The sequence below is a fragment of the Streptomyces sp. NPDC057743 genome (assembly GCF_042798755.1).
GTDB lineage: Bacteria > Actinomycetota > Actinomycetes > Streptomycetales > Streptomycetaceae > Streptomyces.
On sequence record NZ_JBHVJX010000001.1, the window covers coordinates 224,816 to 238,286 of the forward strand.

The window sequence follows — 13,471 nt, forward strand, 5'->3', positions numbered from 1 at the left end:
GCACCAACCACCCTAGGGCTGACAGCTGACATGCGAATGCTGGCGGGTTGGCCCCGGTGGCGCCCTCCACCGGCTACGGGTGCCCCAGTGGCCGTGCTCGGCGAGGCCGTCACCACCGGTAACCGAACGGGCGGGCCGACGCGGGGGTTCGGGGTTCGCTACCGTGGCAGCACGCATCCGCGCCAGCAGTGTCGTGAGGAGGACCCGATGAACAGCTCCGGTCGGTCGTGGACCGTCGACGGCATCGCACACGCCCTTCCGCACTCGGAACTCCGGGCGACGTTCATGCAGGAGGTCGGCTTCAGCGATGTGCGCGAGCTGCCGGCCATTCTGGACCGTTGGATGAGGTTCATCGAGACGTTCGAGGCCGACCGCGAGCGGGTCGAGCAACTGCGCACCACCCTGAGCGGAGCCGGGAACCTGCCGGCCAACTACCGTGCCGGCCTGGTCGACGTCACCACCGAGGAACTGCGCTCCGCCGCCGGGGATACGGACCCCAGGGGACGAGGCGCCGCGTGACCTACCGGCTCCACCTCGACCCCGCCCTCCACGCCACCTACAAGTCCCTGCCCGATGAGGCCCGTAGGGATTTATCGGTGCTGATGCTGGACGCGTTGGTCGACCCGTTGGCCTACTCCGAGCCCTACGGCGCCGACGACCGGATGATGCGGACCATCGCCCGCAGTCACGTCGCCGGGGTCATTCTCATCGGCGACACCGAAATCACCCTCGTCCAGCTCACCTATGTGGGCTGAGGGTGCGGGGCGCGACGGGATTCGGTTATGATCTTGGTGCAACTCCGGTTCTTCGGGCGGGAGTCGCGCGTCTGTGGTCCAAGGAAAGACGTCCACCAACCGGTGGGAGATGCAGGTGCAAGGCCGGCCAGGCGCTCCACGCGAGGGCCCCATCCGTCAGGGTGGGGCCCTTCGTCGTCCCGGCCGGCGACGCGATCGGGTGCCGATGCCGCCCCGCCCCAGGAGACGATCCCGGTGAGTGAAGTCCCGGCCGCCGACAACCGCGGCATATCCTCCGAACGCGCCCTGAAGCGCGCCCTCCAGCACCTCAAGGACGATCGAGCGGAAATCATCGAAGGGGTCATCGAGACCGTGCCGCCCAGTTGGGACCACGAAGCCGCCGCCGACGCCCTCCGCGAGCAGATCCGCACCCGGGCGCGGGAGTTGGGCTGCGTGATCGGCTCCGGCAACCTCGACCTCCCCGGCTCGCCGAACTGGTACGTGCCCGATCTCGCCGTCGTCCCGGCCGATGTGGCGAAGGGCGCGGCGGCACTGCTGCCGGCCGACACCCTCCTCGTCGTCGAGGTCACCTCGGAGTCGAACGCGAACACCGACCGGGTGGTCAAGCGGAGGCGGTACGCCGAATACGGTGCGCCGCTCTACCTCCTGATCGACCGCCAGGAGCGCGCCGTGACGCTCTATGCGGAACCGGGGCGGCTCGGCTACACACGGGCCGACGGCCCGCACCCCTACGGCGCCGTCCTGCGCCTCCCGGAACCGTTCGGCATCGCCCTCGACACCAACGCGCTCTGAGCCGCGGGACACCCAGGCCAGACCGCAAGGGCGGGGGCTTCCCCGCGCCCCGCGTATGACATCTGTCATGACGGACTCGTGACGCCGGGCCCTGCCGCCGGCGCTCGTGGCGCGAGACGCTGATCTTGCAGCGTCGTAGAGCGCGCACCGTCGAACCGCGAGAGGAACGCACCATGTTGAAGCGCGTCACCGCCCTGGCCGCCGCGGCGACCCTGACCGTACTGGCCACGGCGCCGGGCGCGGCGGCCGCCCGGGCGACACCGGCCGGCGCGGACATCACGGTCGGGAGCGCCGTCGCCAACACCGTCGCCCCCGGGGCCATCGGCGCCAACACCCCGTTCTGGAACCCCCTCTTGACCCGGTCGGACACCCCCGACCTCATCAGGAAGGCCGGCATCCGGACCCTCTCCTTCAACGCCGGCGGCCCCAGCGACCTCTACCACTTCGCCGGCGGCGGCTGGCTCAGCCCCGACCCCAACGGGCCCGAGAACGGCGGGTTCCAGGGCCTCACCCCACGCTTCAGCTTCGACCGGTTCGCCCAGATCGCGCGGGCCGCGCACGCCGGCATGCTCGTGCACGTCAACTACGGCACGGGCCCCACCGACACCAAGGCCGACCCCAGCACCCCGGAGCACCCCAAGCCGGGCGATCCGAACGAGGCCGCCGCCTGGGTCCGTTACGCCAACCGCAGCCACCACTACCACGTGCGTGACTGGGTGATCGGCGAGGAGACCTACCGCAACGGCTGGCACCCCACACCGCCAGGCCTGCCGCGCCAGCCGGACGCCCATCCCGACAAGACCCCGGCCGCCTACGGCCGCAACTCCCTCGCCTACGCCAGGGCGATGAAGGCCGTCGACCCAAGCATCCGCATCGGCATCGAACTCGCCACGTACGACCCCGCGAAGACCGACCGGCCGGGCATCGACCGGTACGCCAAGCAGTGGGACGACGCCGTGCTCGCCACCCCCGGGCTGGCCGCGGCCGTCGACTTCGCCGACATCCACTGGTACCACGCCGCCCGGAGCGGCTCCGACGCCGCCGTACTGGCCGACACCGCGGCCACCGGCCCCGCCCTGCGCACCCTGCGGGCGGACCTGGACCGCGCCGCCGGCCCCCGGCACCGCATAGGCATCGTCGTGGGGGAGACCAACTCCGGCGCCCTCGGGGCACCACAACAGACCGGCGCCGTGGGCGCGTTGTACCTGCTCGACAACAACCTCACACTGCTGGAGAGCGGCGCCTCGGCAGTCGACTGGTGGGCCCTTTACAACGGCCCCAACTCCACGCCCGACGGCGGCTGGGGCGACCTCGGACTGCTCTCCTCCGGGACCTGCCCCGCGGACCAACCGGGCAGGACCGGCTGCGAGCCGCCGGCCGGCACCCCCTTCGCCCCCTACTACACCCTCCAGATGCTCACCACCGCACTCAAGGACGGCGGCAGCCTGCTGACCACCACGACGTCCGGCAGCGAGGCGCTCTCCGCGCACGCGGTCCGCCGGGCCGACGGCACACTCGCCGTGGTGGCGTTGAACAAGGACCCGCGGCACGCCCAGCGCATACGCCTCACGGTGCCGCGCGGCTACCACGCCGTCCGCACCCTCACCTGGGAACCGGACGACGCGATCGCCCCGACCGCGCACCCCGCCCGAGCCGCCCGCACCAGCCGGGCGCCGCAGTCGCTCGCACCGTACTCGGCGGCCGTCGTGCTGTACGAGCGGTAGCGGTAGGCGGGAGCGGCAACGCGGCGTACGAGACCGGGCGGGGCCAACGGGCTGGCCGGCCGCGCTCGTCGGCCGCTCACCGGTCCGAGGACCGGTCGGCTCAGGGGCGGCCCAGGAGTTGGGCGCCGGCCGTGGTGTCGGTGCGGGCGGTGAAGTAGTCCGTGAAGGCACGGAGGAACTCGTCCTCGGTGATCTGGCCGTCGCCGTCGGCGTCGAGTTGCCGGAAGCCGTGGTTGAGCTCGGCGGGATGGACGCGCGAGCCGCCGAAGAGGACGCGGTACTCATCGGCCGTCAGATACCCGCTGCCGTCCGTGTCCGCGGCCCGGAACAGCGCGCGCAGGGCGGCGTGCAGGCCGTTGTGGAGGTAGTCGGGGTCGCGGTCGACGCCGGCGAGCACGGCGGTGGTGAACTCGGCGCGGGAGACCCGGCCGTCGCCGTCGGTGTCCATGGTGGCGTGGATGTGCTGCCACCAGGTGTCGAAGCCGGCATACACCCGGGCCTCCTGCTCCTCGTTGAGTTCCAACTGCCAGCAGACGTTGTGGGCCATCGCCTGAAGGTCGGCGGCGGTGATGAAGCCATCGCCGGTCTGGTCCACCACCTGCCGGAAGAACGCCTCCACGCGTGCCTGGCGCGCACTGCGGCGCCCGGAACGGCGCGGCCGCGGCAGCCGAAGGCCCCGCAGGGGAGCGAGGGGACTCTTGCCGCTGCCGCTGCCGCTGCCGTGGTCGTTGGCGGCGCCGCCGTCGGCGCTACTGCCGTCGCCACCGCCGGAGTTGCTGCCGGCGCTGGCGTTGGCCGCGGCGGTGGGATGGTCCGCGGCTGGCTGGGGCGTTGGCTGGGGCGTTGCCTGGGTGCGGTAGCGCAGGTGGTCGGGGAGGAGGGTCATCAGGTGGCGCAGGCCGTGGTGCAGGGTCCAGGACAGTGCGGCGGCGCTGCGGCTGCGGCGCAGGTCGAAGCGTTCGCGGTAGGCCGGGGGCAGATCCGCGACGGTCAGGGCCGTCATCAGGTGGGCGATGACCGGGCGCAGGAGTGGCCAGGCAGGGCGGAGTCGGCCCAGGCGGCGCGGGGGCGGGGCCTGCCGCAGCATCTGGAACAGCAGGTCGTGTGCGGCCTCGGTGTACTCCAGTCGCTCGCGGATGGTGCGGTCCATATAGGCGGGCACCTCCGCGGCGGTCGCCGGGAAGAGCTCCTCCGGCAGGTCGAACGCGGCGCACACGCTGCGGAACTCGCCGTAGAGCTGGTCGCATTGGGCGGGGCTGAGCGGGGCGCCGGACAGCTCGCACATCGCCGTCATCGACTCGTACAGCGTCACCAGCACCCACACCCGCACCGCCGGATCCAGCGCGGTGAACGCCCGCCCCTGGCCGTCGGTGCCCTGGATGCGGCGGTGTGTGCGCCCCAGGCGGGCGATTTCCCGTTGCAGCCCCTCGCGGTCCGAGAAGAACAGCCGCTGGCCGCTCTCCATGGTGTGTTCCACCCGTCGCCAGGGATGGGCCCGGTAGGTCGAGAACTGGGCGAGGCCGGCGGCGACGGCCGGATCGGAGTTCTGGAGCACCAGCAACCGCCAGGCGACCAGGGCGATGCGTCGCTCGCCGAGGGTGCGGCGCAGCAGGGAACGAGAGTCGGGCAGGACAGTGGACACGGGCGTCTCCCCACGGCAACACAGCGCGATACCGGGACCGTTCGAGCCACCGGCAGTGAACGTACAAGTAACCGCTGTACAGGGGTGGTTGGGACGGGGCGGGGCGCAAACCACACGACCGGGCGTGATCTTGTACGCCGTGATGACGGGCGCCGGCCGGTTACGGGTGGCGTAGGGCCTGTCCCGATGGGTCAGGGTCGAATAGGCCCTAATGCTCCCTCAACAGGCCGCCGAAGGCGCGGGCGGCGTGGGTCTCGTGGGCCGCCGCCCGGCGCAGCAGCGTGGCGGTGCGGCCGGGGAGGGCGGGGGCGAGGGGGACGGTGCGCAGGCCCGGGTACTCCTGGGTGACGCGGTCCGGCAACACGGTGACCAGGGTGGTGCGTTGGACGATGTCGATGAGGCCGACGATGGAGTTGATCTCCACCGTGAGGGGCGGTCGGGCGCCGTGGTGGATGAAGTGGTCGTCGATCTGGGCGCGGGTGGCGAAGCCCCCGGTGAACAGGGCGAGTTGGTGCCCGTCGAGGGCCCGGACGGGGAGCGGTCGGGGGCGTTCGGCGAGCGGGTGGCCGGTGCCGACGACCAGTCCGAGGTGTTCGGTGAAGAGGGGGTCGCCGGTGATGCCCGGAAGGTGGTCGCAGTGGAAGGCGAGGCCCAGGTCGAGTTCGTCCGCGAGCAGGCCCGCCTCCATGGCCTCCTGCGTCAACTCCCTTATCTCCAGGGTGACTCCCGGCCAACGGGCGTGGAAGCGCTGGACCAACGGACCGACCAGATACGTGGTGAACGTGGGGGTGACGGCCAGCCGCAGGCTGCCGTGGGTGAGGTCCTGCACGTTCCCTACGGCGCGTGCGCCGGCGTCCAGTTCCCTGAGCGCGGTGCGGGCGTGCCGGAGGTACTCGGCGCCGGTGTCGGTCGGCCGCACGCCCCGGCCGGAGCGGTCCAACAGCCGGGTGCCCAGGGCGCGTTCCAACTGCCTGATCTGTTGGGAGAGGGCCGGCTGGGAGACGTGCAGGGCCTCGGCGGCACGGGTGAAGCTGCCGTGTTCGGCGATGGCGAGCAGGGAGCGCAGGTGGCGCAGTTCGAGGGCCATGGGGCGACTATAGGGCCGCTATAAGCAGGACCAATGACGATCATGAGTCATCGGTCTTGGACGTTATCGCTCCATGTCGCGCAAGGTGGAGGGCGATGCCGGTCCGGGTGCCCGACCCGGCCAGGCGACCCCACCCCGAGGAATCCCGTGTCCCCAAGACCCTCCCCGCCCCCCTGTCCTGTTGAGCCCCCATCCGGCCCCGGGCCCGCCGCCGCGGTGTCGCCAACCGGGGCCCGGCGGTTGCTCGTTCTCGCCGTCTGCTGTTCGAGCCTGTTCCTGGTCAGCCTGGACAACACCGCCTTGAACGTGGCACTGCCGGCCATGCAGCGCGACCTGCGGACGTCGGTGACCGGCCTTCAGTGGACGATCGATGCCTATCTGATCGTGTTGGCCGCCCTGCTGCTGTTCTCCGGCGCGCTCGGCGACCGCCTCGGACACCGCCGGGTCTTCCGCACCGGCCTGACCCTGTTCACGGCCTCCTCCCTGCTCTGTTCCCTGGCGCCGAGCGCCGGGTGGCTGATCGTCTTCCGGACGGTGCAGGCGGTCGGCGGCTCGATGCTCAACCCGGCGGCGATGGCGCTGCTGACGAACGTGTTCACCGGGCGGCGCGAACGGGCCCGGGCGATCGGGGCGTGGAGCACCGTCCAGGGCGTGACGATGGCGGTGGGCCCGCTGATCGGCGGGCTGCTCACGGACGCCGCCGGGTGGCGTTGGATCTTCCTGATCAACGTGCCGGTCGGGGTGCTGGCGCTCGTCCTCACCGGCCACGTCCCCGAGGCCCGCGCCGGGCACGCGCGCCGGCCGGACCCCGTCGGTCAGTTGCTGGTGATCGTGCTCCTGGCCGCGCTGGTCTACGTCATCATCCAGGCACCGGTCAGCGGCTGGACCGCGGCGCCCGTAGTGGCCTGCGCCGGCGCGGTGGTGCTGGCCCTGCCCGCGCTGCTCCGCGTCGAGAGCAGCCGGCGCGAACCCCTCATCGAACTCCGCTTCTTCCGCCAACCGGCGTTCACCGCCGCGGTGCTCAGCGCGATCCTGGCCTTCGCCGCGCTGGGCGGCTTCCTCTTCCTCGCCGCCCTGTACTGGCAGAACATCCGGCATCTGGCCGCCTGGGAGGCCGGGGTCCGGCTGCTCCCCATGGCGGTGATGACGATCGTCTGCCCGCCGCTCGCCGGCCGGCTCACCGCCACCCGCGGCCCACGCCTGCCACTGATCGCCTCCGGCGCCGCCACCGCCCTGAGCGGACTGCTCTGCGCCGTCCTCGACGCACCCCACCACAGCGCCCTCTTCCTCGCCGCCTACGCCCTCTTCGGCATCGGGTTCGGCCTGATCAACGCGCCGATCACGGACACCGCGGTCGCCGGTATGCCCCGCGCACAGGTCGGCGTGGCCTCGGCGATCACCGCCACCAGCCGGCAGATCGGCAACGCCCTCGGCGTCGCGGTCATCGGGGCCGTCCTCGCGGCGGACGCCCACGCGGACACGGCGGCGACGTTCCTTGGGGCCGCCCGGCCCGCCTGGTGGATCATCGCCGGCTGCGGCGCGGGCGTCCTGGCCCTGGCGGCGCTCCTGGTGCCCTCCCAACGGCGCGACCGTCCCCGCCCGGGGCCCGGCCGCGAGCCGAGGCGCGCCCCGGGCCGTCGGTCGCGCGCTGCCTGGATCATCACCGCGGGCGGCGCGACGGTGGTCGGCACCGCCGACGCCCCCACGCCCAACGCCCCCACCCCCAGCGCCCGGCCGCCCCATGTCGACGACGCCCACCCCGTCATCCGCGTCACGCCCCATTGAAACGCGCAGGCGGCCTTGCCGCGCAGCGGCGCCGTTCAACGCTCGTGGCCGCGCCGCCCGTTGGCGTGTCGTCAGTCGTGTGCCGCCACCGTGTGCCGCCACACGAGCGTGTAACGCCAGAACAGTCGGCGCCGCAAGCGCGCGTCGGGCAGGGCGTGTTGGGCCTCGCGGGCGAGGTCGGCGAAGCTCCGTTCCGCCGGGCGGGTCCGGGCCGTCATCGACACCGGGCGGGGCGCCGGGCGGCCCCCGTTCTTGAGCCAGCCGGTGGCGGCGTTGAGCGGGGTGGCGGCGAGGTTGAGCAGGTAGTCCGTGGCGGTCTGCGCGCGGTACAGGCCGACGATCACCAGCGTCCCGCCGGGCGCCAGGCGTTGGCGGAAGGCGGCGAGGGCTTCGGCGAACGGCAGGTGGTGGACGGTGGCGACGCACGTGATGACGTCGTAGGAGGCGGCGGGGATGCCGGTGAGGGCGTCCGCGGTGGTGAAGGTGACGGCCATGTGCCGGGTGTCGGGGGTGAGTTGGCGGGCCCGTGCGGTGATCTCCGGGTCGGCGTCGACGCCGTGCACCGCCTCGGCGCGGGTGGCCAGCAGCCTGGCCAGATCGCCGCTGCCCGCGCCGACGTCGAGGGCCCGGGCGCAGCGCGCGGGGAGCTGCCGCAGGATCCACCGGTGGTAGTGGGCGTTGTGGTCCCAGGGGTGGGCGGCGTTGAAGCGGTCGAGCGCCCGGAGGATGCGGTGTGTGGGTGCGGTCATTCCGCCAGTGCACCAAGTTCCTGATGGCGGCGCATCCCGGGGGTGAACGGTGGGGCGCGGGCCGGGAGTTGGTGATCGGCCCGGACGGGGCGGGCGTGCGCGGGCCGGGGCGGCGCTCGTCCGAGTGGCCTTCCGCTCGTGTTGGCGTGTGGCCACTCTTCGAGGGTATACGGTCTCAAGATCGCGGCCGATCCGATCGAGGGGCCGACTCGTGGCGTGGCGCCGCACGATGGGGCGAATCCCATGGGGCCCAACCAGCTCCCCAACGAGGGTATTTCACGCATTCGTTACGTACTGCCTGCCGGAGGCTGTTCTCGGCCATGGGTGAATCGGTTGGCCGAAGAGATTCCCCGGTCCAGTACGGCCCGTTGATCGATTCCCGGACCCGTGCTGCTGCGGTACGAACACCGGGCCCGCCCGACGGGTTGCACGGTCGTATTTCACGATGGCTGCGTCTCCTCGAATTCGCCCGGTCGATGCCGAAGTGCACTTGCCTGGAGCATCATTGGTTGTCATGCTTCACAGAGCCGCACGTGGGGTAGACCAATGCGCTTGCGGTGACGGAGGCTGATGAGGTCTGCGCGCGGTCTGCGGTGTATTGGATTTCGGTTTTAGGGCGCATGTCGGCGGGGCCTGCCTGCCGGTGTTCCGTTTCCCTCAACTATCCATAGGTCCACCCCTGTTGCGACGGCGCCACGGTGACCCCGATCGCGTCGTATCGCTGAATCATGAATTCCCCGGAACGGCCGAAAGGGTGTACAGGAATCCATGACTACCGGAACCGCACATGCGCAGGAGAAGGTCGATCTGGCCGCCTTGCGCGACTCGACGGTGGCGGGGCCTGACGTCGCTTCAGGTGTGCGCCTGGCGATATCTGCCCTCCACGCCCAGGCGCAGGAGATCACCCGCCTCCTCGGTGAGACGGTCGCCACCCTGTCGAATTCCCAGGCCCTCTTCGAGCCGGAAATGCAGTCCGCTGTGCTCGCGCAGGCCGCCCAAAACACCATCCCTCGTTGGCACTTCGCGATGCTCAACGACGAGGAGCGGAACGCCGCGCTCAGTGCGGCGCTTCAGGCGTGCGTACCGACCGGCGCGGTGGTGCTCGACATCGGCACCGGGACCGGCCTGCTGGCGATGGGCGCCGTGAAGGCCGGCGCCGCGCACGTCTACACCTGCGAGGCGAACCCGCTGCTGGCGGAGATGGCCCGGCAGAACATCGCCGGACACGGCATGGCGGATCGCGTCACCGTGCTCAACACCTGGTCGACGGGGCTGGAGGTGGGGCGGGAGCTGCCGCGCCGGGTCGACGTCCTGGTTTCCGAGATCGTCGACTGCGGGCTGATCGGGGAGGGCCTGCTGCCGTCTGTACGGCATGCCCGCGAGCACCTGTTGGCCCCGGGCGGGGTCATGATGCCGTTCGCCGCCAGGCTGCGCGGGCAGTTGGTGAACAGTCAGGCGATGGTCAATCTCAACCATGTCCAGTGCGCCAGCGGATTCGATGTGTCATTGATCAACAAGGCCGCCACGCAGGGGCACTTCCCGGTGCGCCTCGAAACCTGGCCGCACCGGACGCTTTCCGAGCCGGTGGAACTGGCCGCATTCGATCTGTACGCGGGCGAGTTGGGCCCCGGAACCCGCACCCTCACGGTGCCGGCCACCGACAGCGGCGAGGCGCACGGACTCGTGGCGTGGTTCGAATTGGAGCTGAGCGAAGGCATCGTGCTCAGCAACGCCCCGGCGAATGTCGGGTCGCACTGGATGCAGGCGATGATCCCCTTCGAAAAGCCGGTCCCGGTGGTCGCGGGCGAAAACTGCCATGTCGAGTTCGGTTGGAGCGACTTCCGCCTCAACGCGTCCTGAGCAGACATCGAGAGCCGACCCGAAACCTCGTCAGAAAGGTCACCAGGTACATGAGCTACGCACCCCCGCCGTACACCCCGTTCGAGCTGCATGGTGACGAGCTGCGCAACGCGATACTGCGGTACGCGAGCAATCCGCTCTACCTCGACAACGAGGAGTGGGAGAACGACGACAACCCCTATCGGCGCCAATTGCGTCCGCAGGTGTTACGGCATCTCGACTTCGACCGGGTGCCGGGGCGCGACCGCATCCTGGAGTACAGCAGCCTGGCCGCGCAGCGCCTGCTGACCACCATCTACGAGGCCGACCTGGTCTTCCTGCCGAAGGGCGGACTGAAGGGGAAGTGGGAGGACTTCCGCCAGTTCTACAGCCCCACCAACCGGGCGCTGGGGGAGGCGATACGCCCCGCGCTGGAGCGGTTCGCGTTCGGGTTCCTGGACCAGGAGGTCGAGGTCTCCGGTAAGTGGACGCTGGAGAGCTTCCGGGAGTACGTCGAGTCCCTGGACGCCACGGCGGCCGGGCCGGCCTCGCAGTCGGAGCAGGCGATCCGGTCCTCGTCCGACCGCGAACGGGCGGCCCGCATGTGGCTGATCCAGTTCGCGCCGGACTTCCTGTCCGAGGCGTCGCCGATGATCCGCAACGTCCTCGGCCACTACGGCGCACCGCAGTCCGAGTGGTTCAAGATCATCATCGATGAGTACGGCTACGGCGTGCACGACACCAAGCACAGCCAACTCTTCGAGCAGACCCTGGAGTCCGCCGGACTGGCGTCGGACATCCACCACTACTGGCAGTACTACCTCGTCAGCAGCCTGCTGATGAACAACTACTTCCACTACCTCGGGAAGAACCACGAACTGTTCTTCCGCTACGTGGGAGCCCTGTACTACACCGAGGCCACCCTGGTGGACTTCTGCCGCCGGGCGACCGACCTGCTCACCGACGTCTTCGACGGCCGGGCCGACGTGCGGTACTTCACCGAGCACGTGCACATCGACCAACACCACGGCCGGATGGCGCTGGAGAAGCTGGTCTTCCCGCTCATCGAGGCCCACGGCGAGGAGATCATCCCCGAGATCGTCCGCGGCATCGAGGAGTACCGCGTCGTGGCGGACCTCGCCGACGAGGACTTCGCCCGGCAGATCCGCTGGATGAACAAGGGCCCGGAGTACAAGAAGCTGCATGCCCCGGTCTGGGACGCGATCTCCAGCGGGCGGGTCACCGCACCGGTCGCCGACATCGTCGAGCCGTACGGCGAACTCTCCAACACCCACAGCCACGAGGGCGACGAGCTGTGCCACATCGTCTCCGGCACGATGAAGTTCGTCAGCGGCTTCGACTCCCACCAGATCCTGCGCGCGGGGGAGGGCACGGTCATCGAGCAGAACCGCCTGCACGGCGCGATCATCGAATCCGAGGAGTGCGTCTACCAGATCCACTCGATTGGGGACCACACCACGTGCCTGTAGTCACATTCTCGACGGCGGGCCGCGGCAACTGCGTCGTGGTGGCCGGCGTGCCCTATGTGTACGCGCGGACGCCCGACGGGGGATTCGTGATGCCCGCGCAGTGCCCGCACCGCGGCGGGCCCCTGCACCTCGGCCGCCTCGCCCCCAACGGCAAGCGGCTGGTGTGCCCTTGGCACGGCGGCGGCATCTCGCTGACCCGGCTGCGCCACCAGGTCCCGGCAGTCCGCAGCGGCGACCGGGTCACCGCGGTGCTGACGGACAAGGACGGCGCGGCGGCGTCGGAGCCGCGCAGGGAGTACCGGCCGCTCTCCGCGGACCTGTCCGCCTGACCGGGCCGGAAGGGTGGGGGATGATCAGCGGCCTGTTCCTGGCCACGTCCCTGGTGGTGATCGCCACGCCCGGTCCGGACGCCGCGCTGGCCGCGCAGTTGGTGTTCCGGACCGGGTCGTGGCGGCCGGCCGCGGCCGCCGCGGTGGGCATGATCGGCGCCGGCGCCTGCCACGCGGCGGCGGCGCTGAGCGGCGTCTCACTGCTGCTGCACACCGTGCCCGCCGTCTTCACCGCGCTGGTCTGGGCCGGGGCGGCCTTCCTGGCGCTGCTCGGGGCCCGGGCCCTGTACGCGGCCGCCCGCCGGCCGCGGACGCCGGACGACGCCGGCCCGCCCGGCCCGTTCCGCACCGACCCGCCCCGCTCGGCCTGGCGGTGCGTCGGCCTGGGGTTGCTGTCCACGGGCAGCAACCCCAAGGTCGGCCTGTTCTTCCTGGCCTACCTCCCGCAGTTCCTCCCCACCGGGGGCGCCCCCGGCCCCGGCATCGTCGTCCTGGCCGCCGTCTACCTCGGTCTCGCCGCGCTGTGGCTCTGCTTCCTGATCACCGTCGCCTACCGGCTGCACGGCTGGCTGGCCGGTCGCGGCCCCGCACACTCCGCCCGGCGCGGGGTGGGACGTGCGGTGGAGGCCCTGGCCGGCGCGGTGTTCATCGCGCTGGCCGTCCGCCTGGTGTGGCAGGGCTGAGCAGCAGCTCCTCCGGGGTGGCCGCCACGGAGTTCTCCAGGTCCAGCAGGAAGCGTTTGGCGGTCAGGCCGCCCGCGTAACCGGTCAGCCCCCGGCTGCCGTTGACGCGATGGCACGGCAGGATCAGGCACAGCGGATTGGCCCCCAACGCCGTGCCGACCGCCCGCGCCGCCTTCGGCCGTTGCAGATCGCGCGCCAGGGCCGCATACGTCGTGGTGCGCCCGTACGGCGCCAACTCCTCCAAGGACAGCACCACTTCCTTGCAGAAGGGGGTCGCCAGCCGCAGATCGAGCCGCACGGTGAAGAACGACCGCTCGCGCCGCAGATAGCTGTCGATCTCGGTCCGCGCCTGGGCGAGCAGCCGGGCCTGCGCGGCCGAGAACAGCCCGGGCTCCTCGACGCATTTGAGGGCGACCCGGCCGACCCGCGCCCGCGCGTCCTTGAGCGGAGCGGGCACGCAGTACAGCAGGGCCTCCTCGGACACTCCCAGGACCAGCGGGCCGAAGGGGGTCTGATGGGCTGCCAGCGCCACCGAGTCGACCGGTGGCGGGTTCTTGGCGGTCAAGCGGTCACTTTCCTCTCACGACGGACGGGGC

At 71.3% G+C, this 13,471-nt stretch carries 13 protein-coding genes; 9 read left to right on the forward strand and 4 right to left on the reverse strand.

All coding sequences use genetic code 11. The annotated features are described in order from the left end of the window. Positions 1-207 precede the first annotated feature (207 nt). From ACFVFQ_RS01005 to ACFVFQ_RS01020, 4 genes are all read left to right on the forward strand, one after another. Positions 208-519, forward strand: a complete 312-nt coding sequence (locus ACFVFQ_RS01005; RefSeq protein ID WP_383406377.1) for a hypothetical protein — start codon at positions 208-210, stop codon at positions 517-519. After that, complete coding sequence (locus ACFVFQ_RS01010) at positions 516-755, forward strand: hypothetical protein (protein ID WP_383406380.1); 240 nt, start codon at positions 516-518, stop codon at positions 753-755. Before ACFVFQ_RS01005 ends, ACFVFQ_RS01010 begins: the two co-directional genes overlap by 4 nt. 234 nt (positions 756-989) lie before the next feature. Then, positions 990-1,547, forward strand: a complete 558-nt coding sequence (locus tag ACFVFQ_RS01015; RefSeq protein WP_383406383.1) for a Uma2 family endonuclease — start codon at positions 990-992, stop codon at positions 1,545-1,547. Positions 1,548-1,720: 173 nt separating this feature from the next. After that, a complete protein-coding gene (locus ACFVFQ_RS01020) occupies positions 1,721-3,271 on the forward strand; it encodes a hypothetical protein (protein WP_383406386.1) in 1,551 nt (516 codons plus the stop codon). Positions 3,272-3,371: 100 nt separating this feature from the next. Here ACFVFQ_RS01020 and ACFVFQ_RS01025 read toward each other — a convergent pair whose 3' ends face one another. Together ACFVFQ_RS01025 and cynR are read right to left on the reverse strand one after the other, a co-directional pair. Next, a complete protein-coding gene (locus ACFVFQ_RS01025) occupies positions 3,372-4,913 on the reverse strand; it encodes an oxygenase MpaB family protein (protein WP_383406389.1) in 1,542 nt (513 codons plus the stop codon). A 208-nt stretch (positions 4,914-5,121) separates the two neighbouring features. After that, positions 5,122-6,000, reverse strand: coding sequence for a transcriptional regulator CynR (gene cynR / locus ACFVFQ_RS01030; RefSeq protein WP_383406392.1), 879 nt, complete (start codon positions 5,998-6,000; stop codon positions 5,122-5,124). A gap of 240 nt (positions 6,001-6,240) precedes the next feature. Here cynR and ACFVFQ_RS01035 point away from each other — a divergent pair, with 240 nt between their 5' ends. After that, complete coding sequence (locus tag ACFVFQ_RS01035; RefSeq protein WP_383406395.1) at positions 6,241-7,785, forward strand: MFS transporter; 1,545 nt, start codon at positions 6,241-6,243, stop codon at positions 7,783-7,785. 71 nt (positions 7,786-7,856) lie between these two features. Here the strand turns inward: ACFVFQ_RS01035 and ACFVFQ_RS01040 are convergent, their stop codons facing one another. Further along, positions 7,857-8,534 (reverse strand): class I SAM-dependent methyltransferase, encoded by a 678-nt coding sequence (locus ACFVFQ_RS01040; RefSeq protein ID WP_383406398.1) that lies wholly within the window; start codon positions 8,532-8,534, stop codon positions 7,857-7,859. A gap of 816 nt (positions 8,535-9,350) precedes the next feature. Between ACFVFQ_RS01040 and ACFVFQ_RS01045 the strand changes: the two genes are divergently transcribed. Genes ACFVFQ_RS01045 through ACFVFQ_RS01060 form a run of 4 tightly spaced genes read left to right on the forward strand, consistent with a single transcriptional unit; the run spans position 9,351 to position 12,875 of the window. Next, complete coding sequence (locus ACFVFQ_RS01045; protein ID WP_383406401.1) at positions 9,351-10,394, forward strand: 50S ribosomal protein L11 methyltransferase; 1,044 nt, start codon at positions 9,351-9,353, stop codon at positions 10,392-10,394. 50 nt (positions 10,395-10,444) lie between these two features. After that, the gene (locus ACFVFQ_RS01050; RefSeq protein ID WP_383406404.1) at positions 10,445-11,863 is read left to right on the forward strand and encodes an iron-containing redox enzyme family protein; all 1,419 of its coding nucleotides are present in this window, start codon (positions 10,445-10,447) and stop codon (positions 11,861-11,863) included. Further along, positions 11,854-12,192 (forward strand): Rieske 2Fe-2S domain-containing protein, encoded by a 339-nt coding sequence (locus ACFVFQ_RS01055; protein WP_383406407.1) that lies wholly within the window; start codon positions 11,854-11,856, stop codon positions 12,190-12,192. The genes ACFVFQ_RS01050 and ACFVFQ_RS01055 overlap by 10 nt, the downstream gene beginning before the upstream one ends. Before the next feature lie 20 nt (positions 12,193-12,212). Further along, a complete protein-coding gene (locus ACFVFQ_RS01060; RefSeq protein ID WP_383406410.1) occupies positions 12,213-12,875 on the forward strand; it encodes a LysE family translocator in 663 nt (220 codons plus the stop codon). Here ACFVFQ_RS01060 and ACFVFQ_RS01065 read toward each other — a convergent pair. After that, positions 12,838-13,440: a methylated-DNA--[protein]-cysteine S-methyltransferase gene (locus ACFVFQ_RS01065; protein WP_383406414.1), complete on the reverse strand. Its 603-nt coding sequence runs from the start codon at positions 13,438-13,440 to the stop codon at positions 12,838-12,840. The two genes, ACFVFQ_RS01060 and ACFVFQ_RS01065, sit on opposite strands and share 38 nt — an antisense overlap. Positions 13,441-13,471 lie beyond the last annotated feature (31 nt).

Bases quoted from the DNA above. Each gene is read 5' to 3' on its own strand.
- ACFVFQ_RS01005 (WP_383406377.1), top strand. From the start codon at position 208: ATGAACAGCTCCGGTCGGTCGTGGACCGTCGACGGCATCGCACACGCC.
- ACFVFQ_RS01020 (WP_383406386.1), top strand. From the start codon at position 1,721: ATGTTGAAGCGCGTCACCGCCCTGGCCGCCGCGGCGACCCTGACCGTA.
- cynR (WP_383406392.1), bottom strand. From the start codon at position 6,000: ATGGCCCTCGAACTGCGCCACCTGCGCTCCCTGCTCGCCATCGCCGAA.
- ACFVFQ_RS01040 (WP_383406398.1), bottom strand. From the start codon at position 8,534: ATGACCGCACCCACACACCGCATCCTCCGGGCGCTCGACCGCTTCAAC.
- ACFVFQ_RS01050 (WP_383406404.1), top strand. From the start codon at position 10,445: ATGAGCTACGCACCCCCGCCGTACACCCCGTTCGAGCTGCATGGTGAC.
- ACFVFQ_RS01060 (WP_383406410.1), top strand. From the start codon at position 12,213: ATGATCAGCGGCCTGTTCCTGGCCACGTCCCTGGTGGTGATCGCCACG.